The 23,655-nt window shown below is 71.8% G+C and carries 16 protein-coding genes and 1 pseudogene; 8 read left to right on the top strand and 9 right to left on the bottom strand.

The annotated features are described in order from the left end of the window. The first annotated feature begins 101 nt into the window (after positions 1 to 101). The 4 genes and pseudogenes from ACIRBY_RS20050 to ACIRBY_RS20065 all read left to right on the top strand — a co-directional run bounded on the left by ACIRBY_RS20050 (position 102) and on the right by ACIRBY_RS20065 (position 3,564). Positions 102 to 1,070 (top strand): EamA family transporter, encoded by a 969-nt coding sequence (locus ACIRBY_RS20050; protein WP_403902099.1) that lies wholly within the window; start codon positions 102 to 104, stop codon positions 1,068 to 1,070. Between the two features lie 206 nt (positions 1,071 to 1,276). Then, positions 1,277 to 2,221, top strand: coding sequence for a DMT family transporter (locus ACIRBY_RS20055; RefSeq protein WP_403902101.1), 945 nt, complete (start codon positions 1,277 to 1,279; stop codon positions 2,219 to 2,221). A gap of 9 nt (positions 2,222 to 2,230) precedes the next feature. Continuing rightward, complete coding sequence (locus ACIRBY_RS20060) at positions 2,231 to 3,133, top strand: LysR family transcriptional regulator (RefSeq protein WP_403902102.1); 903 nt, start codon at positions 2,231 to 2,233, stop codon at positions 3,131 to 3,133. Positions 3,134 to 3,335: 202 nt separating this feature from the next. Further along, a pseudogene (locus ACIRBY_RS20065) lies at positions 3,336 to 3,564 on the top strand (hypothetical protein). A 305-nt stretch (positions 3,565 to 3,869) separates the two neighbouring features. Here ACIRBY_RS20065 and pepN (ACIRBY_RS20070) read toward each other — a convergent pair. Further along, complete coding sequence (pepN, locus tag ACIRBY_RS20070) at positions 3,870 to 6,443, bottom strand: aminopeptidase N (RefSeq protein ID WP_403902103.1); 2,574 nt, start codon at positions 6,441 to 6,443, stop codon at positions 3,870 to 3,872. A gap of 151 nt (positions 6,444 to 6,594) precedes the next feature. Continuing rightward, positions 6,595 to 7,623, bottom strand: coding sequence for an aspartate-semialdehyde dehydrogenase (locus ACIRBY_RS20075; RefSeq protein ID WP_403902105.1), 1,029 nt, complete (start codon positions 7,621 to 7,623; stop codon positions 6,595 to 6,597). Positions 7,624 to 7,914: 291 nt separating this feature from the next. Here ACIRBY_RS20075 and ACIRBY_RS20080 point away from each other — a divergent pair, with 291 nt between their 5' ends. Further along, positions 7,915 to 9,396 (top strand): M28 family metallopeptidase, encoded by a 1,482-nt coding sequence (locus ACIRBY_RS20080; RefSeq protein ID WP_403902106.1) that lies wholly within the window; start codon positions 7,915 to 7,917, stop codon positions 9,394 to 9,396. Positions 9,397 to 9,480: 84 nt separating this feature from the next. Here ACIRBY_RS20080 and ACIRBY_RS20085 read toward each other — a convergent pair whose 3' ends face one another. Further along, on the bottom strand, positions 9,481 to 12,813 hold the full coding sequence (locus tag ACIRBY_RS20085) for a S8 family serine peptidase (protein ID WP_403902107.1): 3,333 nt from the start codon (positions 12,811 to 12,813) through the stop codon (positions 9,481 to 9,483). A gap of 273 nt (positions 12,814 to 13,086) precedes the next feature. Further along, positions 13,087 to 13,656 carry a CGNR zinc finger domain-containing protein gene (locus tag ACIRBY_RS20090; RefSeq protein ID WP_403902108.1) on the bottom strand — a complete coding sequence of 190 codons (570 nt, stop codon included), beginning with the start codon at positions 13,654 to 13,656 and terminating at the stop codon, positions 13,087 to 13,089. Positions 13,657 to 13,778: 122 nt separating this feature from the next. Between ACIRBY_RS20090 and ACIRBY_RS20095 the strand changes: the two genes are divergently transcribed. Both ACIRBY_RS20095 and ACIRBY_RS20100 read left to right on the top strand, forming a co-directional pair. Next, complete coding sequence (locus ACIRBY_RS20095; protein WP_403902109.1) at positions 13,779 to 14,237, top strand: VOC family protein; 459 nt, start codon at positions 13,779 to 13,781, stop codon at positions 14,235 to 14,237. 23 nt (positions 14,238 to 14,260) lie between these two features. Beyond that, positions 14,261 to 15,205, top strand: a complete 945-nt coding sequence (locus ACIRBY_RS20100; RefSeq protein ID WP_403902111.1) for a pyridoxamine 5'-phosphate oxidase family protein — start codon at positions 14,261 to 14,263, stop codon at positions 15,203 to 15,205. On the opposite strand, the gene ACIRBY_RS20105 is transcribed toward ACIRBY_RS20100, so the two are convergent. Both ACIRBY_RS20105 and pepN (ACIRBY_RS20110) read right to left on the bottom strand, forming a co-directional pair. After that, positions 15,181 to 16,143: a hypothetical protein gene (locus ACIRBY_RS20105; RefSeq protein WP_403902113.1), complete on the bottom strand. Its 963-nt coding sequence runs from the start codon at positions 16,141 to 16,143 to the stop codon at positions 15,181 to 15,183. The genes ACIRBY_RS20100 and ACIRBY_RS20105 overlap by 25 nt on opposite strands. Before the next feature lie 183 nt (positions 16,144 to 16,326). Further along, positions 16,327 to 18,873 (bottom strand): aminopeptidase N, encoded by a 2,547-nt coding sequence (pepN, locus tag ACIRBY_RS20110; protein WP_403902115.1) that lies wholly within the window; start codon positions 18,871 to 18,873, stop codon positions 16,327 to 16,329. A 125-nt stretch (positions 18,874 to 18,998) separates the two neighbouring features. Here pepN (ACIRBY_RS20110) and ACIRBY_RS20115 point away from each other — a divergent pair, with 125 nt between their 5' ends. Continuing rightward, positions 18,999 to 19,646 (top strand): DsbA family protein, encoded by a 648-nt coding sequence (locus ACIRBY_RS20115; RefSeq protein ID WP_403902117.1) that lies wholly within the window; start codon positions 18,999 to 19,001, stop codon positions 19,644 to 19,646. A gap of 135 nt (positions 19,647 to 19,781) precedes the next feature. On the opposite strand, the gene ACIRBY_RS20120 is transcribed toward ACIRBY_RS20115, so the two are convergent. The 3 genes from ACIRBY_RS20120 to ACIRBY_RS20130 form a co-directional block, all read right to left on the bottom strand. Further along, positions 19,782 to 20,438, bottom strand: a complete 657-nt coding sequence (locus ACIRBY_RS20120) for a superoxide dismutase (protein ID WP_403902119.1) — start codon at positions 20,436 to 20,438, stop codon at positions 19,782 to 19,784. 172 nt (positions 20,439 to 20,610) lie between these two features. After that, on the bottom strand, positions 20,611 to 22,011 hold the full coding sequence (locus ACIRBY_RS20125) for an amino acid permease (RefSeq protein ID WP_403902121.1): 1,401 nt from the start codon (positions 22,009 to 22,011) through the stop codon (positions 20,611 to 20,613). A 154-nt stretch (positions 22,012 to 22,165) separates the two neighbouring features. Then, positions 22,166 to 23,563 carry an amino acid permease gene (locus ACIRBY_RS20130; protein WP_403902123.1) on the bottom strand — a complete coding sequence of 466 codons (1,398 nt, stop codon included), beginning with the start codon at positions 23,561 to 23,563 and terminating at the stop codon, positions 22,166 to 22,168. Positions 23,564 to 23,655: the final 92 nt, after the last annotated feature.

A 23,655-nucleotide genomic window follows, 5' to 3' on the forward strand; every position in this document is an offset into this window, starting at 1 on the left:
AGCTTAGTGCTAAGCTACTTACGAGCGACCTACTCGGGGAGGCCGGGACGGGCCCCCGGGTAGGTCGCCTCCCAAGCCACCGCCCGCGCCCTGCCCGAGGAGTGACCGTGAACCGTGTCACCACGATCGTCCTGACCGCACTCGCCCCCGTCTCCTGGGGCTCGACCTACTTCGTCGCCAGTGAGCTGCTGCCGCCGGACCGGCCGCTCTTCACCGGCGCGATGCGGGCCCTGCCCGCCGGTCTCCTGCTGGTCGCCCTCGCCCGGACCCTGCCCAAGGGCGCCTGGTGGTGGAAGTCGGCGGTCCTCGGCACGCTCAACATCGGCGCCTTCTTCCCGCTCCTCTTCCTCGCCGCCTACCGCCTCCCCGGCGGCGTCGCGGCGGTCCTGGGCTCCGCGGGCCCGCTGTTCGTCGTCGGACTGGCCGCCCTCCTGCTGGGGGAGCGGGCCCGGCTGCGCACCGTGCTCGCCGCGGTCGTCGCCGCGCTCGGCGTGAGCATGGTGGTACTGACCTCGCAGGCCCGGCTCGACCTCGTCGGCGTCATCGCCGGCATCGTCTCCTCGGCCTCCATGGGCGCGGGCACCGTGATGACCAAGCGCTGGGGACGCCCCGAGGGCGTCGGCCCGCTGGCCGTGACCGGCTGGCAGCTCACCGCGGGCGGCCTGGTCATCATCCCGATCGCCGCCCTGGTCGAAGGCGCCCCGCCGGCGCTCGACGGCAACGCCTTCCTCGGCTACGGCTACATGATGCTGATCAACACCGGCGCCGCCTACCTCCTCTGGTTCCGCGGCATCGGCAAGCTCTCCGCCACCTCGGTCACCCTGCTCGGCCCGCTCTCCCCGCTCACCGCCGCCGTCATCGGCTGGGCCGCCCTCGGCCAGGCGCTGACGCCCGTACAGGTCCTGGGCATGGTGATCGCCTTCGGCGCCACGGTCTTCGGACAGCTCCCGGGCCGCGCCGCGAGGGCGGACGCCGCCAGTGCGGACGCCGCCAGTGCGGAGACCCTCCAGGCGGAGGCCCCCGGGGCCGGGGCGCCGCAGGTCGAAGCCCCCAAGGTCCGAGTTGCCTGAGACCCCACCGGCCGCCGCGCGACCCTCGCCCCGCTCACCCTCCTCACCCCCTCGCCCCGGTCCCCGGAGAGGTCGGCCCCCGACCTCCCCGGGGATCTTTCATTTCTCCTGAACCAACTTGTCGAAATCTTTCGATGGACCTGGACGGTCAGAGGTGCGACGGTAATCCCACCACACCCACCACCACCCGGAAGGGGACACAAGAAGTGGCCGTCACGGACCGCGCCCGGACCACACCTCGAGAGGAACGGCAGCAGACCACGAGCAGCAGCGGGAAGAAGGGGGCCGTGGGACTCGGCGTACTCCTCGCCCTGCTGGCCACGGTCGTCTGGTCCGGCAGCTTCGTCGCCACCCGCGGCATGGCCGGCACGGTGCCGCCCGTCCAGGCCGTCTTCTGGCGCTGGATCATCGCCGCCGTCGCGGTCACCCCGTTCGCCGCCCGCCAGGCCTGGCAGCAGCGGGCCCTGATCCGCAGGCACTTCGGCTACATCAGCCTGGCCACCCTCTTCGGCGTCACCCTCTACAACACCCTCGTCCACCAGGCCGGCCTGACCACCTCCGCCTCCAACATGGGCATGATCATGGCGGCTTCGCCGGTCATCATGGCCCTGTACGCCCGCCTCGGCGGCGAACGCCTCGGCACCCGCCGCACCTTCGGGATGCTGCTGGCGGCCTTCGGCGTGCTGCTCCTCGTCGGTGACGGCTCCCTGGGCTTCGACTTCGGCGCCGGCGACCTGTGGATGTTCGCCGCCGCCTTCTCCTTCGCCACCTACAGCGCGCTCCTCAAGCGCAAGCCCGCCGAGATCGGCGGCCTCGCCTTCCTCCTGACCACCTTCGTGCTCGGCGCCCTGATGCTGGCCCCCGCCTACGCCGTCTCCCTCACCGTCCAGGGCGGCTTCGAGGCGACGCCCGCCGCCATCGGCCCGCTGCTCTACGTCGGCGTCTTCTCCTCCGCCGTCGCCTTCTTCGCCTGGAACAAGGCCGTCTCCCTGATCGGCGCGGCCCGCGCGGGCGTCGTCTACTACCTCCAGCCGGTGTGCGTCGCCGGCCTCGGCCTGCTCCTCCTGGGCGAGCGGACCGGCCCGGCCCAACTGCTCTGCATGGGACTGATCCTGGGCGGTGTCGCCCTGGGCAGCGCGGCCCGCCGGTAGTTTCACCCCGTGACCGACTGGGACATCAAGAAGCTGCGGATCCTGCGGACCCTGGCCGACCGGGGCACCGTGACCGCCACGGCCGAGGCGCTGCACATGACGCCCTCGGCCGTTTCGCAGCAACTGACCAACCTGGCACGCCTGCTGGGCGTGACCCTGCTGGAGGCCCAGGGCCGGGGCGTCCGCCTCACCGACGCGGCCCACCTCGTCCTGCGCCACACCGAAGCCGTCTTCGCCCAACTCGAACGCGCCGACGCCGAACTGGCCGGCTACCTCGTGGGGGACGTCGGCGAGGTCCGCGTGGGCGCGTTCTCCACCGCCGTCCCGTCCCTGGTCGTCCCGGCCGTGGCCGCCCTGAAGCGCGACCACCCGGGCATCGAGGTCCACATCCGTGAGACCGAGGCGGCGGAATCGTACGACCTGCTCGCCACCGGAGCCGTCGACCTGGCCCTCTCCCTGGCCGCCCACCCCCCGGGCACCGCCGACGCCCGCTTCACCCGGATCACCCTCCTCGAAGACCCCCTGGACGTGGCCCTCCCCCCGGACCACCCGCTGGCGGACGCCTCCCTCGTCCGCCTGGCCGACCTCGCGGGCGATCGGTGGATCTACGGGGGCAGCGGCCCCTGGTCGGAGATCACCCGCAGCGCCTGCGAGGCGGCGGGCTTCCTCCCGCAGCAGGCGCACTCGGCGTCGGGCTGGACCGCGATCCTGGCGATGGTGGAGGCGGGCATGGGCGTGGCCCTCGTCCCCCGCATGGTCTCGGCCCGCGCGACGGGCGTCGCCCTGCGCGTCCTCCCCCACGACCGCCCGACCCGCCACGTCGTGGCGGCCCTCCGACGCGGCGCGGAAACCTCCCCGACCATCTCCCGGGTCCTACAGGCCCTCCGAACCACCGCCTCCACCCGCCCCTGAGGCGTTCGGCCGCGGTTCGGCGGGCCTCGGCCGTTATCCGCCGCCCGGCCTCCCGGCGGTACCAGCCCGGGCGGCACGTGCCGGTGGGGCGGGACCGGGGGTGGGGCGGCAACGTGGGGTGGGGCGGGACCGGGGGTGGGGCGGGCGGCGGCTGGGTGGGCGAGGTTCCTGCGCAGTGCACCCGAGCGGACGGAGCCGGACGATGAGTGGGACGTACGAGTACGTCCCCCACCGCCTCCTCCGGCGTCGAGGGCGTGTTGATGGCCGTGATCAACGAGAACGTGTCGGACACCGGCATCGAGCGCTGGATGGAACTGGCCTACATCCGTAACGCGTCCGGCCGCGAATTCACCACCGCCGTCGCCAACGTCGAGCCCGCCTATGACCAGCCCCGGACGGGGCGCAGACGCCGGGACCTGGGCAGTGCGTAGCGATCCGGCGCGTAAGGGCGGCCCGAGGCGGAAGGAGGATGAGACTGACGGGAAACCCCCAAGCCCTCCCCAGACCGCCCGGCCGAGGTACCGCCTTCCCCGGTTCCGGTCTGACGTTCAGGTCGCGCCCTGCGGGGCGCCGCCCACGGCCCCACCGGCCCGCACCCGGGGAGGCGGGTGGGTAGGCGCCGATCCGCCCCCGACCCCTCGCGGGGGTGATGGCGGGCCCGCACCCAGCGCCGAGAAAGCACGAAACCCCCGGCCCCGCCCCCCACAGGGAGGAGGCGGGGCCGGGGGTCGAAGGGTCAGGCCCCCGCAGCCGCGTCTGCGGCCTGGGCCTTCAGGGCGCGCTCGACGCCCGAGCGGGACTCCGACACCAGGCGACGCAGGGCCGCGTTCGGCTCGGCCGAGGCCATCCAGGCGTCCGTCGCCGCCAGGGTCTGCGCGGACACCTGGAGCGTCGGGTACAGGCCCACCGCGATCTGCTGCGCGATCTCGTGGCTGCGGCTCTCCCAGATGCCCTTGACCACCGCGAAGTACTTCTCCGCGTACGGCGCGAGCAGCTCGCGCTGGTCGGTCTGGACGAAGCCGCCGATCACGGCCTCCTGCACCGCGTTCGGCAGGTCGGCGGAGTCCACCACGGCGGCCCAGGCCTCGGCCTTGGCCTCCGCCGTCGGACGCGCGGCCCGCGCCGTCTCCGCGTGGCGCTCGCCGGCCGCCGTCGCGTCCCGCTCCAGCTCCGCCGCGATCTCGGCCTCGTCCGCGCGCCCCGTCGCGGCGAGCCGCTCCAGGAACGCCCAGCGCAGCTCGGTGTCCACGACCAGGCCCTCGACCGTCTCGGCACCGGACAGCAGCGCGCCCAGCAGGTCGAGCTGCTCCCCGGTGCGCGCCGTCGCCGCGAAGGCGCGCGCCCAAGCCAGCTGGTGGTCGCTGCCCGGCTCGGCCGCGCGCAGGTGCTCCAGCGTGGCCACGGTCCAGGCGGCCAGGCCCTGCTCCCGCCACGCCGGGTCGGCGTACAGGTCGATGGCCAGCTTCACCTGGCGGTGCAGGGACTGCACCACGCCGATGTCCGACTCCTTGCCGATGCCGGACAGCACCAGCGCCAGGTAGTCGCGCGTCGCCAGTTCGCCGTCACGCGTCATGTCCCACGCCGACGCCCAGCACAGCGCCCGCGGCAGCGACTCGGTGAAGTCGCCCAGGTGCGCGGTGACGTTGGCCAGCGAGACCTCGTCCAGGCGGACCTTGGCGTACGAGAGGTCGTCGTCGTTGAGCAGGACGACCGCCGGACGGGCGCGCCCGACCAGCTCCGGGACGGCCGTCAGCTCGCCGTCGATGTCCAGCTCGATCCGGTCCGTACGGACCAGCTTCCCGCCGTCCAGGTCGTACAGGCCGATCGCGATGCGGTGCGGCCGCAGCACCGGCTCGCCCTTGGCGCCGGCCGGCAGGGCCGGGGCCTCCTGCCGTACGGCGAAGGAGGAGACGACGCCGTCGGCGTCCGTCTCGACCTCCGGCCGCAGCACGTTGATGCCGGCCGTCTCCAGCCACGCCTTCGACCAGGCGGTCAGGTCGCGGCCCGAGGTCTCCTCCAGGGCGCCCAGCAGGTCCGACAGGCGCGTGTTGCCGAACGCGTGCGCCTTGAAGTACGCCTGCACGCCCTTGAAGAAGGCGTCCATGCCGACGTACGCGACGAGCTGCTTGAGCACCGAGGCGCCCTTGGCGTACGTGATGCCGTCGAAGTTGACCAGGACGTCGTCCAGGTCGCGGATGTCGGCCATGATCGGGTGCGTGGACGGCAGCTGGTCCTGCCGGTACGCCCAGGTCTTCATGGAGTTCGCGAACGTGGTCCAGGCGTGCGGCCACTTCGAGCCCTCGGCGTAGGCCTGGCAGGCGATCGAGGTGTACGTGGCGAACGACTCGTTCAGCCACAGGTCGTTCCACCACTCCATGGTGACCAGGTCGCCGAACCACATGTGCGCGAGCTCGTGCAGGATGGTCTCGGCGCGCACCTCGTACGCCGCGTCCGTCACCTTCGACCGGAAGACGTACTGGTCGCGGATGGTGACCGCGCCCGCGTTCTCCATCGCGCCCGCGTTGAACTCCGGTACGAAGAGCTGGTCGTACTTGGCGAACGGGTAGTCGTACGCGAACTTCTCCTGGAACCAGTCGAAGCCCTGCCGGGTCACGTCGAAGATCGCGTCCGCGTCGAGGAACTCGGCCAGCGAGGGGCGGCAGTAGATGCCGAGCGGGACGACCTGGCCGTCCTTGCCCTCGTAGGAGCTGTGCACCGCGTGGTACGGGCCCACGATCAGGGCGGTGATGTACGAGGAGATGCGCGGCGTCGGCTCGAAGGACCACACCCGGTCCTTGGGCTCCGGCGTCGGGGAGTTCGAGATGACCGTCCAGCCCTCGGGGGCCGTCACGGTGAACTGGAACGTCGCCTTCAGGTCGGGCTGCTCGAAGCTGGCGAAGACCCGCCGCGCGTCCGGCACCTCGAACTGGGTGTACAGGTAAGCCTGCTGGTCGACCGGGTCGACGAAGCGGTGCAGGCCCTCGCCGGTGTTGGTGTAGGCGCAGTCCGCGACGACGCGGAGCTCGTTGGCCCCGGCGGCGAGGCCGTCCAGGGCGATCCGCGAGTCGTCGAAGACGGCGGCGGCGTCCAGGGCCGTGCCGTTCAGCACGACCTCGTGCACGGCCGGCGCGACCAGGTCGATGAAGGTCCCGGCCCCTGCCTCGGCCGACCGGAAGCGCACGGTGGTCGCGGACCGGAAGGTGCCGCCCTCCTGCGCGCCGCTGAGATCGAGCTCGATCTCGTACGAGTCGACGGTGAGCAGCTTCGCCCGCTGCTGAGCCTCTTCACGGGTGAGATTCGTGCCAGGCACGCGTTCATCTCCTTTGATGGTGACGTTGCCCCGTCATCCTTCCATGCGGGCCGCTCCACCGGGCGGGAGTAATCCAGAGGCGAACACGGGCGGACGCGCGGAAGGGGCGGCGCCGCGACGGCACCGCCCCTTCCGACCGCAGTGGCGGCGGTCAGCCGCGCAGCTCCTCGGCCACGAGCTCCGCGATCTGCACCGCGTTCAGCGCCGCGCCCTTGCGGAGGTTGTCGTTGGAGAGGAACAGCGCGAGGCCGTTGTCGACCGTCTCGTCCACCCGGATGCGGCCCACGTACGAGGCGTCCTTGCCGGCGGCCTGGAGGGGGGTCGGGATCTCGGACAGCTCGACGCCCGGGGCGTCCTTCAGCAGCTCGTAGGCGCGCTCGACGCCGATCGGGCGCTCGAAGCGGGCGTTGACCTGGAGGGAGTGGCCCGAGAAGACGGGGACGCGCACGCAGGTGCCGGAGACCTTGAGCCCGGGGATCTCCAGGATCTTGCGGGACTCGTTGCGGAGCTTCTGCTCCTCGTCGGTCTCGAAGCTGCCGTCGTCGACCAGGTTGCCCGCGAGCGGGACCACGTTGTAGGCGATCGGGCGCTTGTAGACGGCCGGCTCGGGGAACTCCACCGCGTCGCCGTCGAAGGTCAGCTGGTCGGCGGCCTCGGAGACGGCGCAGGCCTGGCCCTTGAGCTCGGCCACGCCGGCCAGGCCGGAGCCGGAGACGGCCTGGTAGGTGGTGGCGACGAGCGCGGTCAGGCCGGCCTCGTCGTGGAGGGGGCGCAGGACGGGCATCGCGGCCATGGTGGTGCAGTTCGGGTTCGCGATGATGCCCTTGGGGCGGTTCTTGATCGCGTGCGGGTTCACCTCGGAGACCACGAGGGGGACCTCGGGGTGGCTGCGCCAGGCGGAGGAGTTGTCGATCACGACGGCGCCCTGGGAGGCGACCTTCTCGGCGAGGGCCCTGGAGGTCGCGCCGCCCGCGGAGAACAGCACGATGTCCAGGCCGGAGTAGTCGGCCGTGGAAGCGTCCTCGATGGTGATCTCGCGGCCCTGCCACTCCAGGGTCGTGCCGGCGGACCGGGCCGAGGCGAAGAGCCGCAGCTCGTCGACCGGGAACTTCCGCTCGGCGAGGATGCTGCGCATGACTCCGCCGACCTGTCCGGTGGCTCCGACGATTCCGACCCTCACGGTGACTCCTTCGATACGTGGACGCGGGCGCGCGTGAAGCCATCATGCGTTCGACCCCACGAGGCTTGTCCAATCCATTGTCCGAGGTGCGGACAGTGTCGGGCCCGTGAACCCCGGTGACGAGTCCGTGACGGCCGTGTTTCAGGGCGGCCGAAGGTCCGTTTTGCCTGGTCGGGGGCGGTTAGCGTCCGTTCAGCCGTGATCGTTATCCGAACGCGGCGCACCAGGAGCCGAACCACCGGAAACCGGAACACCGGAGACCGGAACGCCCATCCCGGGGGGAAGACCACCATGCGGACCATCCGCCACCGCCGCCGGTCCATACCGGCCCTGGCCGCCCTCGCGGCCGCCGCCGTCGCCGCACCCGTCCTGCTGGCCGCCGCTCCGGCGTCCGCCCATCCGCGCGAGGGCCGGCTCGCCAAGGAGCTGGTCGAGGAGGTCACCGCGCGCGGGGCCTACCGCCACCTGGCGAAGTTCCAGCAGATCGCCGACGCCAACGGCGGCAACCGTGCCGCGGGCACGCCCGGCCACGCCGCGTCCGCCGCCTACGTGCACGACACCCTGAAGAAGGCCGGCTACGACGTCGCGTACCAGGACTTCGACATCTACGAGGCGCACACGAAGACGGAGAAGACCACCGTCCTCGGCGACCGGCCGCGCGAGCTGGCCACCGCCGCCTTCACCTTCACCAGGTCCACCCCGGCCGGCGGCCTGACCGCCCCGCTGGCCCTCGCCCGGGTCGACGACACCCCCGGCTGCACCGCCGACGACTACCCGGCCGGCGCCTTCACCGGGAAGATCGCCCTGGTCAAGCGGGGTGCGTGCACCTTCGTGGAGAAGCAGCGGGCCGCCGCCGCGGCCGGGGCGGCCGGTGTGATCGTCTACAACCACAGCGGCACCACCCCCGTCCGCGGCGGGTTCTCCTCCCCCTCCGAGGGGACCATCCCCAGCGCGGGCATCAGCCTGGCCGACGGCGAGGCCCTGGCCGCGGCCGCCGCCGAGGGGGAGGTGACGGTGCGCCTGGACCTGGACCAGGAGCACGTCAAGAAGACCACCCGCAACGTGATCGCCGAGACCAAGGGGGGCCGCGCCGACCGCGTGGTCGCGGTCGGCGCGCACCTGGACTCCGTCCCCGAGGGCCCCGGCATCAACGACAACGGCTCCGGCTCGGCCGGCCTGCTGGAGGTGGCCCTCAAGCTCGCCGACGAGGGCGCCGACAGGAAGGGCAGGGGTCCCGCCAACAAGGTGCGCTTCGCCTGGTGGTCGGCGGAGGAGCTGGGCCTGCTGGGCTCCGAGCACTACGTGGCGCAGCTGTCCGAGAAGCAGAAGAAGGACATCGCCCTCTACCTGAACTTCGACATGATCGCCTCGCCGAACCCGGTGCAGTTCGTCTACGACGGCGACGACTCGGACAAGACGGGCGCGGGCGCCGGCCCCGCCGGCTCGGCGCAGATCGAGTCGCTGATCAACGGCTTCCTGGACCGCAAGGGCAAGCCGCACGAGGGCAGCGACTTCGACGGCCGCTCCGACTACGGCCCGTTCATCGAGAACGGCATCCCGGCGGGCGGAACCTTCACCGGAGCCGAGGGCGTCAAGACCGCCGAGCAGGCCAAGCGGTACGGCGGCACGGCCGGGGCCCCGTACGACCCGAACTACCACGGGGCGGGGGACACCCTGAAGAACCTCGACCTCAAGGCGTTCGACACCAACCTGGACGTGATCGCGTACGCGGTGGGCACCTACGCCCAGGACCTGAGCCCGCTGGGGAAGTGACGCAGCGGGCCCGAGGGGGGACATGCGGAAGGGGCGGGTGCTCGTCGAGCACCCGCCCCTTCGTCATGCCTTCAGCTCACGCCCTTACGGGGTGACCTTGTCGATCTGCACGCTGCCGGTGCCGGCGGCGGTGCCGCGGCCGTTGAGCAGCTGGACCTGGCCGAAGAACTGACGGCCCTCGGGGGCCGCGCTGGAGACCAGGACGTTCGCCGAGACCTGCGCGGAGGCGCCGTTGGCGAGGTTGACCGCGGCGGCCTCGTCGACCTGGACGGTGCCCAGGCCGGACGAGAAGTAGACGTCGCGGTAGTCGTACGTGGTGGAGCCGGACGGGACCGCGTAGCCGATGACCTTGACGGTGTAGGTGCCGGCGGCGGGCTTGTCGATGCTCACGGACTCGTCGGAGTCGCCGTCGGCCGAGGAGGCGACCTTCACGCCGTCCTTGTAGACCTCGAGGTCGAGGTCGGCGCCGGCGTCGGAGGTGTGGTTGATCGCCACGTCCAGACGGGAGACGCCCTCACCGACGGTGACCTCGGTGGTCTTGGTCTCGCCGGCGGCGATGGTCGGCTTGTCGACCTTCGCGGAGCCGAGCGGGCCGCCCTGGAGCTTGCCGCCGGAGATGGCCGCGCCGGTGTTCTTCACGGTCCACTGGACCGGGGCCGGGGTGCCCTGCTTGACCTCGGGGAGGACCTTGACCGCCGGGTCGAAGCCCGCGCCGAGGACGGAGACGTCCAGCTTGAACGGGTTGTCCAGCAGCGGCGACGTACGGCGCGACTCGACCTCGATCTCCCAGACGCCCGGCTGCGGGTTGTCGTAGGAGCGCAGGTCGGGGCGGCACTTGTTGGCCGGGTTGTCGTAGTTCGGGTAGCACTGGGTGGTGGCGCTGTCCTCGACGCCCGTGCCGTACGGGTGGATCGAGATGAAGCGCGTCTGGCTGCCCGCGGCGAGACCGCCGAGCGCGACCTCAAGGGTCTTGGCGCCCTGCGGGACCGTCACGAAGTACGACTTGTGGCTGTTGCGCTGCACCGAGGAGGTGGCCGAGAGCGCGAACGACGGCTGCGCCAGCGGGGTGGAGGCGACGACCGTGGCCAGGATCTGCTTGTCGATGCCCTCGGTGGTCGGGTCGTCGAGCTGCAGGATGCCGCTGTGGACGCCGGCCGACTTGACGTTGGCCTCGACCTTGATGGTGACGGGCTTGTTCAGCGGCAGGGTGACGTAGTCGTAGCCGCCACCGCCGACGACCTTGAAGGTGCCGTCGTTGTTGCGCCAGCTCAGGTTGTGGCGGGTGCCGTACTTCGGGCCGGTGGTGCGGGTGACGACGACGTCGTAGACCTTCTTCTGGCCGACCTTCAGGCCGCCCTCGCGGTCGTAGAGGCCGGTGCCGAAGCCCGGGGTCTTCAGGAACTGGTCGAGCGCGGTGTCGACGGGGGCCTTGACCGTGAACTCGTTGGCCTTGGCGCCGCGCTGGATGGACTCCCACGCCTTGTTGATGTCGATGAGACCCGCGCCCTGGGCGTGCGCCGGGACGTCGTCGATCTTCTTCGCGGTGCTGGTCAGCGCCACGCGCAGGTTGGCCGGGGGCAGGGCGATCTTCGCCTGCTTGGCGGCCGAGATCAGCAGGGCGCTGGCGCCCGCCGCCTGCGGCGAGGACATCGAGGTGCCCTGGAGCATCGAGTAGCCGGCCGGCAGGTTGTAGCCCGCCTCCTTGACCGGGCTGCCGGGCAGCCAGGTCTGGGTGGTGTTGATGGCCGCGCCGGGGGCGGTGATGGTCGGCGTGAACCCGCCGTCCTCACGCGGACCGCGCGAGGAGAAGGGGAACATGTCGTACTTCTTGGTCACGCCGGAGCCGTAGTTGGCGGCCCAGGTCTCCTTGGAGACCGCGGCGCCCACCGAGACGACCTTGTCGGCGAGACCGGGGTCGCCGATGGTGTTGACACCGGGGCCCTCGTTGCCCGCCGAGATGACGAGCTGGACGCCGTAGGTGTCGATGAGGTTCTTGTACAGCTCGGAACGGGCGTTGTTGCCGTCGTTCAGCGCCGGGAGACCACCGATCGACATGTTGACGATGTCGACGCCGCGGTTGACGACGAGGTCGATCATGCCCTCGGTCAGCGCGATGTTGGTGCAGCCGCCGGACCAGGAGCAGGCGCGCGAGGAGACGATCTTGGCGCCGGGCGCCTCGCCGTTCATCTTGCCGCCGAAGAGGCTGTTGGCGGCGGTGATGCCCGCGACGTGCGTGCCGTGCTCGGACTCGATGATGCCGATGTTGACGAAGTCGGCCTTCTTGCCGACCCAGTCCCCGCCGAACGGGTCCATCGGGACGTCCTTGCGGATCTGGATCACGAAGGGGATCCGCTCGGCGACGTCCGTGGCCGGGTTGTCCGTGCCGAAGTAGCCGATCTGGTAGCCGTCCTTGTACGGCTTCATCGGCTCGTTGTTGGTGAAGTCGCCGTCCTGGTCGGTGTCCACGCGGACGGTGCCGGCCACCGGGTCGTACAGCATGCCGAACTTGTCGGTGGTGTCGCCGTCCCGGTTGACGTCGCCCTTCATGTCACCGGTGGCGGTGATCGACTCGCTGAAGCGGCTCCACTGGAAGGTGCCCTCGGGGGCCTTCCAGCTCTGGCCGCCCGCGGTGAAGGAGCCGCCGGTGGAGGTGACCGGGGTGACCTGGGGGCGCCAGGTGGCGTCGTTGTCCAGGATCGGGTCGGTCGCGGTGACCCAGTCGACGATCTTGCGCTCGCCGGTGGTGGTCTTCTGCAGCGCCGGGTGGGCGATGTCGACGCCGGAGTCCAGGATGCCGATGGTGACGCCGCGGCCGTCGGCCTGCGGGTTCTTCTGGACGAAGTCCACCGCACCGGTCTCGAAGGACGGGTTGTACGGGTTCTTCGCCGGGGTGTTCTTGTCCGGACCGGGGTAGGTCTCGGCGGCGGTCTTCTTGCCGGCGCCGTCCTTGCCCGAATCGGGGCGCGGGTCCGGCAGCTGGATCTCCTGCTTGAGGTCCATGCCGTGCACCGACTCCAGCTTGGCGGCCGCCTTCAGCGCCGCCTCCGCCTTGTCGGTCGGGAGGGTGGCGCGGACGTAGCCGAGCTTGTCGTACGTCTGGCCCACCGAAGCACCCTGGACGGCGTGCAGCTGGTCCGAGACCTGCTTGGTCTGGCCCGGCGCGGTCGCGACCATGACGGTGACGGTCGCGTCACCCTTGGCCTTGGCCTCCTGGAGCAGTTCGGCGTCCGCCGAACCGAGCTTCTGGTCGGCCGACTTGGCCGGGGCCGGGGCCGACGGGTTGTCGCCGGTCGCCGCGAAGACGGGTACGGCGCCGGTGGCGCAGAGCGCGGCCACCAGGCCCGCGGCCGCCGCGACGCGCGCCGCGCGCCGGGCGCCGGGTATGGCCCCGGTGGTGCTGGGGGATTCGAGGGTCATCAGCATCCCTGGCTAGAGATCGATACGGTCCGGATTTCGGTGCCGGATGACCGGTCAGCTTTGCGCAAGTGACAGCTGTTTGGGGAGGGTTGTCATTGACCGAGACCTGACATGGCGGACACTCGCCAGGGCGGAGTTTCCGCCATCGGGAACATGTCGGGGCAAGCCCGGGCGACTCGCGTCGGTCAGGTAGTGGATTTATCGACTTACAGGCCGTGTGACGGGGGTGTGTCGGGGCCGGGTCTCACCCCGGGTGTGACAGATTCCGTTCCTTCAGCGCTCGCGCGTGCGCGCGTAGTGGCGCGAGGCCTTGGCGCGGTTTCCGCAGACGGCCATCGAGCACCAGCGCCGGGTGCCGTTGCGCGAGCTGTCGTGGAAGTGCAGCACGCACGTCTCGGAGGCGCACTTGCGGATCCGGTCCGGCGCCGAGCCCAGCAGGCCGAGGTAGTCCCGGGCCGCGGTCCAGGCCGGCCCCCAGGAGGGGTCGTCGAACTCGGCGCGCTCGCCGGGGCCTTCGGCGGTCAGGGTGGCCCGGATGCGGCCGTGCTCCAGCACGGCGTCGATCAGCTCGCGGGCGGAGGCGTCGGCCGGGTCCGCGACGGCGCGGGCCAGCGCCTCGCGCGCGGTGAGCAGGTGGACCAGGGTCGACTTGTCGGCGCGGAAGCGCCCGGCCAGGCCCGTGCTCTCCAGCCACAGGGCCAGCCCCTCCAGCCGGCTCAGCCCGAAGGCCCCGGCGAAGAGGTCGGTGAGCTCGCCCTCCCGCATCCACCGCGTGTTCAGCAGGTCGAGGGCGATCGGCTCCCCGATGAGCGGACGGGGGTCCGTCGTCGGTACTGCCGTCATGTCCGCCTCCTCGCGCCGCTAACCCCTCAAGGGTACGTGACCGGTTGACGCCCGGATCCCTAACCCTTAATCTCGATTTAGAAGGTTAGAAATGCCGGAACGCCCCGGGAAAGGGAACCCTCATGACCACTGCCGTCAGCACGCTCCGCACGGGCCACGTCGGCCTCAACGTCACCGATCTGGACCGCTCGCTCGCCTTCTACCGCGACGCCCTGGGCTTCGATCTCCTCGGGGAGGGCAAGGAGGACGGCCGCCGCTTCGCCTTCCTCGGCCGCGACGGGGAGCTCGTCCTCACCCTCTGGCAGCAGGCGGACGACCGGTACGCGCCGCGGGCGGCCGGACTGCACCACCTCGCGTTCTCCGCCGGCGCCATCGAGGAGGTCCGGGCGTACGAGGAGCGGCTGCGCGGCCTGGGCGTCGACTTCGCCTACGAGGGCGTCGTCGCCCACCGCGAGGGCGCCACATCCGGCGGGATCTTCTTCCACGACCCGGACGGCACCCGGCTGGAGATCTCCGTGCCGACCGGCGCCGAGGGCGCTCCCGCCCCGACCGCAGATGCTCCGACCTGCGGGTTCTTCTAGGCCCTCAGGGAAGGGGAGTCGTCATGGACCGGTACCACCAGGGCTCGCTGGCCGTCCAGGAGCGGGTCGGCGTCCGCGAGCTCGCCGAGCACGTCGGCCGCTCCATCGGCCCGGGCATCCGGGACGTGGCGGCCGCCTTCCTCGCCCTCCAGCCCCACCTCGTCGTCGGCGCCGCCGACGGCGCGGGGCGGCTGTGGGCCTCGCTGCTCACGGGCGCGCCCGGGTTCGCACGGGCCACCGGACCGGACCGGATCGCGGTCCGCGGCGGCCTGCCGGACGGGGACCCGCTCGCCGGGGCGCTGGCCGCCGACGGCACCCGGGTCGGCACGATCGCCCTCGACCCGCGCACCCGGCGCCGGATGCGGCTCAACGGCACCCTCGCCGTGACCCCCGGGGGCTTCGCGGTGGCGGCCGAGGAGGTCTTCTCCAACTGCCCGAAGTACCTGCAGAAGCGGCAGCCGCTGTCCCTGGCGGCCGACGGGCCCGGGGTCGTACGGCGCTCCTCGGCACTCACCCCGGACCAGGAGCGGGCCGTGCGCGCCGCCGACACCTTCTTCGTGGCCACCACCGCCGGCGCGGGCGGGGCCGACGCGAGCCACCGGGGCGGGATGCCGGGCTTCGTGGAGGTGCTCTCGCCCACCGGCCTGCGCTGGCCGGACTATCCGGGCAACGCGATGTTCCTGACCCTGGGCAACCTGGCCGTCGACGACCGGGCCGGGCTGCTCTTCCCCGACTGGGAGGGCGGCGGGCTGCTGCAGCTGAGCGGGCGGGCCCGGACCGAGTTCGGGGCCGACGGGGGCCGTAGCGTTCGGTTCCGGGTGGAGTCGGTGGTGGAGAGCCTGCATCCGGGGCGGCTGCTGTGGAGCGCCCCGGAGTACTCCCCGGCGAACCCGGCCGTCCCGGCGAACCCGGCGGTTCTTCCCGGTGGGGCGGCCGACCGGCCTCACCGGGGCAGGACGACGAGGTAGGCGGCGGGCTCGCGGTCGCAGGCCGCGGTCAGGGCGGTCCGGACGACCGCGGCCTGCTGCTCGGGCCAGTCGCGCAGCTTGCGCGGGGTGAGGTGGAGGACGGTCACCCCGAGCCGCTCCAGGGCGTCGCGCTTGCGGACGGTCTCGGCCCAGTCCTCGTCCTCGCCCTGGCGCGGGGCCCGGGTGTCGATCTCGACGGCCACGGCCTGCTCGGGCCAGTACGCGTCCACCCCGCCCAGGTGCGGGCCGCCGGGCAGCCGCAGGTCCACGTTCCAGACCGGCTCGGGGAGCTCGTAGCCCCGTACGAGCTGGTACAGCCGCTCCTCCGCGATGGCCCGGCCCTCGGCGAGCAGGGCCTCGACGGCCTCGACCACGTGCGGCCGGTTCAGCAGCCGGGCCACCGTCAGCTCCCTTACGACGGCGGCCGGTTCGCAGTGGCCGCCGCGGACGGCCTCGCTGAGGACGCGGCGCACCGCGTCGGCGTCGTCGAGCTGGGCGACGGCGTCGGCGACGGCCCGCGCCACCGGTGCCACGGGCACCCCGGTGACCTCCAGTGCGCGGGGCGGGGTGTGGGCGCGCACGATGCGCACGTCGCCGGTCGAGCGCAGCCGGCGGGTGTTCGGGACGAGGACGTCGATGTGCGCGAGGGAGAGCAGGGCGGGGGTGGAGGAGAAGCGGTAGAGCGCGAGCGCGGCCAGCCCGGTGATCATGGCCTCGCCGTTGCCGCGCCGGCCCGCGTACAGGAGGGCGGCGTGGAGGCGCTCCTCGCTCGTCGCGGGTCCGGTGTGCAGCAGGAACACCCCGGGCAGCACCTGCTGCCACGGCCGGCCGGCGGCCTCGGCGGCGCTGACTCCGTGCTCGCGCAGCTGCGCGAGGGTCAGCACGCGGGGGCGGCTGGCGGTGAGGTGGGCGAGGGGGAGGGGTGCGTTCTGGTTCATGACGCGGTGATTCCCTCAGGCCATGGCCTTGCTAACGCCTGTTACACGTTCGTCGACAAATCCGGACAAGACGGGGCTAAAGTACGGACGTTCGACGGCCGATAGCCCATCTTCCCGCACAGGGGTCCGCCCCGCCCGGCGGATGCCGGACGGGGCGGAGCGGAGCCGGGGGCGCCGGGGGACTCAGGCGTCGCGGGACTGGGCGCGCAGCGCGCGGGCCAGGTCGTCGCGGGACTCCAACACCAGTCGGCGCAGTGCGGGGGCCGCGTCCGGACGGGCCTCCAGCCAGGCGTCCGTCGCGTCCAGGGTGGCCTGCGAGTCCTGGAGCACCGGGTACAGCCCCTTCACCACGTCGATGCCGATCTGGATCGAGCGCTCGGCCCAGATCCGCTCGATCGCCTCGAAGTACCGCCCGGTGTACGGGGCGAGCAGCTCCCGCTGCGAGGCCTGCTGCATGCCGTTGATGGTCGCCTCGACCAGCGCGTTCGACAGCGCGTCCGACTCGACCACCACCGCCCACGCCTGGTCCTTGACCGCCGCCGACGGCCGCGCGGCCAGGCAGCGCACCTGGTGGCGCTTGCCCGAGGCGGTGTCGTCGCGGACCAGCTCGGCCGCCAGTACGGCCTCGTCGACCACGCCGTGCGCGGTCAGCGGGAGCAGGAAGTCCCAGCGCAGCTCCTGGTCCACCTCCAGCCCGTCGATCCGCGCCGAGCCCTCCAGCAGCCCCAGCAGCAGCTGGAAGTCGCCCTCGCTGGCGGCGCTCGCCGCGAAGAACCGGGCCCAGGTCAGCTGGTGCTCGGAACCCGGCTCGGCCAGCCGCAGCTCGTGCAGCGCGCCCGCCGCCAGCTCCCGGCCGCCCTGCTCGCGCCAGTCGGGCGCCGCGTAGAGGCAGACCGCGGCCAGCGCCTGCGCGTGCAGCTGCTGGAGCACGCCGACGTCGCTCTCGCGGCCCGCGTGGGCCAGGACCAGCGACAGGAAGTCCCGGGCGGGCATCAGCGCGTCCCGCGTCAGGTTCCACAGCGCCGACCAGCACAGGGCGCGGGCCAGCGGGTCCGTGAGGTCGCCCAGGTGGCCCCGGAGGGCGGCCAGCGAGCCCTCGTCGAAGCGGATCTTGCAGTAGGTGAGGTCCTCGTCGTTGACCAGGACCAGGTCGGGCCGCTCCAGTCCGGTCAGCTCCGCGACCACCGTCCGCACGCCCGCCACGTCGGCCTCGGCCCGCGCGTAGCGCACCAGCGCCCCGTCGGCCTCCAGCCGGTACAGGCCCACCGCGACCCGGTGGGGACGCAGCTCGTCGCCCTCCTGGACCACGGCCAGCTCGGTCAGCCGCCCGCCCGCGTCCGTGGTCACCACCGGCGTCAGCGCGTTGACTCCCGCCGTCTGGAGCCAGGCCCGCGACCACTCGGCCATGTCCCGCCCGGAGACCTCGCCGAGCACCGACAGCAGGTCGTCCAGGGTGGTGTTCCCGTACGCGTGCGCCTTGAAGTAGCGCCGCGCGCCCTCCAGGAAGGCCTCCCGGCCCACGTAGGCGACGAGCTGCTTGAGCACGGCCGCGCCCTTGGCGTAGGTGATCCCGTCGAAGTTCAGCTTGGCGTCCTCCAGGTCACGGATGTCGGCCGTGATCGGGTGGGTGGAGGGCAGCTGGTCGGCCCGGTAGGCCCACGCCTTGCGGTTGTTGGCGAAGGTGACCCAGGCCTGGTCGAAGCGGGTGGCCTCGACCAGCCCGAAGGAGCCCATGAAGTCCGCGAAGGACTCCTTCAGCCACAGGTCGTCCCACCACTTCATGGTGACCAGGTCGCCGAACCACATGTGCGCCATCTCGTGCAGGATGACGTTCGCGCGCCGCTCGTAGGAGGCCTGGGTGACCTTCCCGCGGAAGATGTACTCCTCGCGGAAGGTCACCATGCCCGGGTTCTCCATGGCGCCGAGGTTGTACTCGGGCACGAAGGCCTGGTCGTACTTCCCGAAGGGGTAGGGGTAGTCGAAGATCTCGTGGAAGAGGTCGAAGCCCTGCTTGGTGACGAGGAAGACGTCGTCCGCGTCGAAGTGCTTCGCCAGCCCCTTGCGGCACATCGCGCCGAGCGGGATCGTCAGGTCCCCGCGCGTGTAGGTGTCCGTGACGTAGTGGTACGGGCCCGCCACCACGCAGGTGATGTACGTGGAGATGGGCGCGGTCTCGGCGAAGCGCCACACCCCGCCCTCGCGGGACTCCTCCGCCCCGTTGCTCCACACGGTCCAGCCCTCGGGGGCCGTCACCTCGAAGCGGTAGGGGGCCTTCAGGTCAGGCTGCTCGAAGTTGGCGTAGACCCGCCGGGCGTCCGCCGGCTCGTACTGGGTGTAGAGGTAGACCTCGCCGTCCTCCGGGTCGACGAAGCGGTGCATGCCCTCGCCGGTCCGGCTGTAGGCGCAGTTCGCGTCGACGACCAGGACGTTCTCGGCGGCCAGCCCGTCCAGGGCGATCCGCGACCCGTCGAACACGGAGGCCGGGTCCAGGGCGTGCCCGTTCAGGGTGACCGAGTTCACCGAGGGCGCGATCAGGTCCGCGAACGAGGAGGCGCCCGGCACCGCCGACCGGAAGCGCACGGTCGTCACCGAGCGGAAGGTCCGGGGGCCCTCGGCCGGTTCGGCCTCGTCCACCGCGGACGTCAGGTCGAGGACCACCTCGTACCCGTCGACGGACAGCAGCTCGGCCCGCGCACGGGCTTCGTCGCGGGACAGATTCTCACCGGGCACGTGGCACTCCTTCGTGCGTGATCGCTTCTTCGGCCGAATCCTCCCACGGGGGAATGCGTGCGGTTCCGGCCCGGTTGGCCAGAAGGAACAGGACGGCAGACGCCCCGTGCGACGTGAGGAGAGACATGACCGACACCCAGGTGCGCGAGAAGACCCCGGTGGACTTCTGGTTCGACCCGCTCTGCCCCTGGGCGTGGATGACCTCCCGGTGGATGCTCGAGGTCGAGAAGGTCCGCGACGTGGAGGTCCGCTGGCACGTGATGAGCCTGGCCGTGCTCAACGAGGACAAGCTGGACGAACTCCCCGAGCGCTACCGCGAGCTCCTCGGCCCCAAGGGCTGGGCCCCGGTGCGCGTGGTGGTCGCCGCCCAGCAGAAGTTCGGCGACGAGGTCACCGGCAAGCTGTACACGGCGCTCGGCACCAGGATCCACAACGAGGACCGCGGCGCGACCCGCGAGGTCATCGCCGACGCCCTGGAGGCGGTCGGCCTGCCGCCCGAGCTGCTCGCCTACGCCGATTCCGACGAGTACGACCAGGTGCTGCGCGACTCCCACAACGACGGCATCGAGCGCGTCGGCCAGGAGGTCGGCACCCCGGTGATCTCCGTACCCGGCGCCGACGGCGAGGAAGTCGCCTTCTTCGGCCCCGTCGTCACCCCGGCCCCGCGCGGCGAGGCCGCCGCCCGCCTGTGGGACGGCACCCTGCTGGTCGCCTCCACCCCGGGCTTCTACGAGATCAAGCGCACCCGCACCAAGGGCCCCAGCTTCGAGTAGCCCGCAGGTCGGGATCCCTTCCCGGAACACAGAAGACCCCCGTGAGTCACGTCCTCACGGGGGTCTTCCGCTGGAAACGCCCGCGCGCGAAGGCTGAGAAGACGATCACGAGGCGGGCGGTCTACGGGGTGCCGGTCAGCCCTTGGCGGGGATCAGCAGCGGGGTGTTCGCCTTGGCGTCGGCGTAGCGCCCGGCCACGTCCTGCCAGTTGACGACGTTCCACATGGCCTCGATGAAGTCCACCTTCTGGTTCTTGTACTGCAGGTAGAAGGCGTGCTCCCAGGCGTCGAAGACCAGGATCGGCGTGCTGGCCACGCCGACGTTGCCCTGGTGGTCGTAGACCTGCTCGACGACCAGGCGGCCGCTGACGGGCTCGTACGCCAGGACGCCCCAGCCCGAGCCCTGCGTCGCGGAGGACGCGAAGGTCAGCTGCTTCTTGAACTTCTCGAAGGAGCCGAAGGACTCGGTGATCGCGTCGGCGAGGTCGCCCAGGCCGTCGGCCGCGGTCGGCACGCCGCCGCCGTCGCCGGTCTTCGGGCTGGCCATGTTGTGCCAGTAGATGCTGTGCAGGATGTGGCCGGAGAGGTGGAAGGCGAGGTTCTTCTCCAGCCCGTTGAGCGCGCCCCAGTTCTCCTTGTCGCGGGCCTCCGCCAGCTGCTCCAGCGTGGTGTTGGCGCCCGTGACGTAGGCCGCGTGGTGCTTGTCGTGGTGCAGCTCGATGATCTGCGGGTTGATCACCGGCTCGAGCGCCGCGTAGTCGTAAGGAAGCTCAGGAAGCGTGTAGATGGCCATGCGTGTGTCCGGTCCCCTCGGCGTGCCGATCCCTTATTGCAATCAATGCGCAACTGCACGCTAGCAGTATCTATTCCGAGCCACACGTAAGGGTTGCCTGGGTGTGAAGAGAGGCGGATCCCGTGTCGCACACGGGATCCGCCTCCGAGGGGGCCGGGGGGCTGCCGGGCCGTCAGCCCCGGCTCGCCGCCCGGCGCTGCATCACGTACCCGGTCGCCGCCAGGGCCACCGCCAGCCCGCCGGTGAAGAGCACCTGCGTCCGGGTGTCCTCGCCCGCGGCCATCAGCACCAGCACCCCGGCCACCCCGGCCAGGGCCAGCCACGTCAGGTACGGGAAGCCCCACATCCGCACGGTCAGCCTCTCGGGCGCCTCCCGCTCCAGCCGCCGGCGCAGCACGAACTGGGAGACCGCGATGAAGCCCCAGACGACGAGGATGACCCCGCCGACCATGTTCAGCAGCCAGGCGAACAGGGTGTCCGGGTACCAGTACGACAGCAGCACCGTGACGAAGCCGAAGCCGCAGGAGGCGAGCACCGCCCGGCGCGGCACCCCGCCCGAGACCTTGCCCAGCGCCTTGGGGCCCTGTCCCCGGGAGACCAGCGAGTGGGCCATGCGGGAGGAGCCGTAGATGTTGGCGTTCATCGCGGACAGCAGGGCGATCAGGATGACCGCGTTCATGACCTGGCCGGCCGCCGGGATGCCCAGGTGGTCCAGGGCCGCGGCGTACGGGCCCTGCTCGGTGACGGCCGGGTCGTTCCAGGGCAGGAGGGTGACGATGACCAGCATCGAGCCGACGTAGACGATCGCGATCCGCCACATGGTGGTCCTCACGGCCTTGGCCACGCCCCGCACGGGGTCGTCGGACTCGGCGGCCGCGATGGTCACCGTCTCCAGGCCGCCGTACGCGACGACCGAGGCCAGCACGCCGACGAGCAGGCCGTCGACCCCGTTGGGCAGGAACCCGCCCTCGTGCGCCAGGTTGGCAGCGCCGGGGGCGGAGGTCCCGGGCAGCAGGCCGAGGACGGCGAGCACGCCCAGGCCCAGGAAGAGGGCGATGGCGCCGATCTTCAGCGCGGCGAACCAGAACTCGAACTCGCCGAAGTTGCGCACCGCGCCCAGGTTGCTGCCGCAGAACAGCGCCATGAAGACCAGCACCCACAGCCACGACGGCGTGCCCGGGAACCAGCCCGTCATGATGTGCGCCGCGCCGATGCCCTCGATGGCCACGCCCACGCACAGCAGGGTCCAGAACATCCAGCCCGCCGTGAACCCGGCCCAGGGGCCGATCGCCCGCTCGGCGTGCACGGAGAAGGAGCCCGACGCCGGATTGGCCGCCGACATCTCGCCGAGCATCCGCATCACGAACATCACCAGCAGGCCCGACGCGGCGTACGCGAGCACGATCGAGGGCCCCGCGGCGGCGATGCCGGCGCCGGAGCCGACGAAGAGGCCGGCGCCGATGACCCCGCCGAGGGCGATCATCGAGAGGTGGCGCTGCTTGAGGCCGTTGCCGAGGGGGGATCCGGGCGCGGACGGCCGCAGTTCGGGAGGCGTGATGGTGCTCTGACTCATGGGCCCAGTCTGCCGATCGTCCGTTTATCGGACGTTCGTTGTCCAGTATCCGGACACTCGGCTCACGCGCCGTGACCGCGCCCCAGCGCAGAACGCAAACGGCCCGGGACGGTGGTCCCGGGCCGTTCGGCCTCCGTGCGGCGGTGACGGGGTCTCAGCCCCGGCGCGCCCGCACCTCCCGGTACCAGGCCACCAGCAGGACGACCGCCGCCGCACCCGAGGACCACAGCAGCTGCGGCCGCGCCGAGTCGTCGAACAGCATCAGCACCAGCACCGCGGCCATCCCGGCGAGCGCCGCCCACGTCAGGTACGGGAACGCCCACATCGGCAGCGTCAGCCGCTCCGGCATCTCCCGCTCCAGCCGGGGCCGCAGCCGCAGCTCCGAGACCGCGATCAGCGCCCACACGAACAGCAGCACCGCGCCGACCGCGTTGAGCATGTAGAGGAAGACCGTGTCCGGCCACAGCAGGTTCAGCACCACCGAGGCGAACCCGAAGACCACCGAGGCGAGCACCGCCCGCCGCGGCACCCCGCCGCCCGAGACCTTCAGCAGCGCCTTCGGCGCGTCGCCCCGCTCGGCCAGCGAGAACACCATGCGCGAGGACCCGTACAGGTTCGCGTTCAGCGCCGACAGCAGCGCCACGAACACCACGATGTTCATGATCTGCCCGGCCCCCGGGATCCCGATCGAGTCGAGGACGGCCACGTACGGGCTCTGGCCCGGCTGGATCGAGTCCCACGGCAGCAGGGTGACGATGACCAGCATCGAGCCGACGTAGAAGAAGAGGATGCGCCACACCGCGCTGCGCACCGCGCGGGACACCGACCGGGCCGGGTCGTCCGACTCTGCGGCCGCGATGGTCACGACCTCCAGGCCGCCGAAGGCGAAGACGACCGCGAGCATGCCGGCGACCACCCCGCCGATGCCCTGGGGGAAGAACCCGCCCTGGCCGGTCAGGTTGGCCAGGCCCACCGGGTCCGTGTCGGGCAGCAGGCCGAAGATCGCCAGGGTGCCCAGGACCAGGAACAGCACGATCGCGCCGACCTTCAGCGCGGCGAACCAGAACTCGAACTCGCCGAAGTTCCGGACGGCGGCCAGGTTGGCGAGCGTGAAGACCACCATGAACAGCAGCACCCACACCCACTGGTCGACCGACGGCAGCCAGCCGTGGGCGATCTTCGCGGCGCCGGTCGCCTCCACGGCGAGCACCACGACCAGCAGGAACCAGTACAGCCAGCCGGCCGAGAAGCCCGCCCAGCGCCCCAGGGCCTTCTCCGCGTAGACCGAGAAGGAGCCGGAGGCGGGCATCGCCGCCGACATCTCGCCGAGCGCCCGCATGACCAGCATCGCGAGCGCGCCCGCGAGCAGGTACGAGCAGATGATCGCGGGGCCGGCGATGGCGATGCCGGCGCCGGAGCCGACGAAGAGCCCGGCACCGATCACGCCGCCGAGGCCGAGCATGGTCAGGTGGCGCTGCTTGAGGCTGTGGCTCAGGGGTTCCGGGGGCAGGCCGCCCTCGGTGACGGACGGTTCGGGCAGATGGTCGCGCATGAGGAGGTGCTCGTACTCTCGGTCGGCCAAGCGGCGCTGGGGGCTGCGCAAGGGATTGGCGGGACCCTACAGTCTGGCTGGAGGGCGCCCCT

It is taken from the genome of Streptomyces sp. NPDC096136, assembly GCF_044763325.1.
Taxonomy (GTDB): domain Bacteria; phylum Actinomycetota; class Actinomycetes; order Streptomycetales; family Streptomycetaceae; genus Streptomyces.